The 815-nt window shown below is 67.1% G+C and carries 1 protein-coding gene; it reads right to left on the minus strand.

What is annotated here, in order from left to right:
* Positions 1-56 precede the first annotated feature (56 nt).
* Positions 57-575 carry a DUF421 domain-containing protein gene (locus AC01Y6_RS10670; protein WP_476671502.1) on the minus strand — a complete coding sequence of 173 codons (519 nt, stop codon included), beginning with the start codon at positions 573-575 and terminating at the stop codon, positions 57-59.
* Positions 576-815: the final 240 nt, after the last annotated feature.

Below are 815 nucleotides of genomic sequence, written 5' to 3' on the forward strand. Positions count from 1 at the left end.
GGGTAGGGGAGCGGGGTTACACGGGGGTAAACGGGGCTTCCACCCTGGGAGGGCCCTCAGCGGTTCCGGCTTGAGCGCACCTTGCGGAGCCGCTTCGGCGCCACGTGGTCCCTGGGGATGACGCTGATGGTCCCGTCCACCTCCAGGACCGCCGCCAACACGTCCTTAAGGTCCATGAGGCCGTGCTCCCGGAGGGCGGCCATGAGCTCCTCCAGGTCCACCCCCTCCCGGGCCAGGTGCTCGGGGATCACCTTCCCCTCGTGGACGAGGAGGGTGGGTTCCCCGAGGGCCTTCCTCCTCAGGGGGCTTCGGGAGATGAGGCGGTCTAGGAGAAGGAGAAGGGCGGCCCCCAAAAGCCCCCCCACCAGGCTGTTGTCGGGACCGATCATGGCGTTCTGCACCGCGTTGGAGAGGAGGAGGAGGGTGAGGAGGTCCACCGGGCTCATCTGGCCCAGGAGCTTCTTCCCGCTCAGGCGGAGAAGGAAGAGGAGGGCGAGGTAGACCGCCGCCACCCTGAAGGCGGTGAAGAGGACGGTGAGGGGGTCCCCCAGGGCCTCGCGGAGATGGGCTTCCATGGCACCACTTTAGGGCAAGGCCGGGACCCTCTTGGGCCCCGGCCCTTGGGGAAGGCGGTTTAGGGCCTACGCCCCTTCCCGCCCATGGCCCCGCCGTGGTCCTCCGACTTCCCGCCCTTTCCTCCGTGCTCTTCCTCGTGCTCCTCCCCCTTGGCCTTTTCCTGGTTAGGGGCTGTCGTAAAAGGGTGGTATCCTTAAGGGGTGACTCTTAGACGATCTTACCCCAGCGACCTCAGCGAT

It is taken from the genome of Thermus sp. (assembly GCF_056332225.1).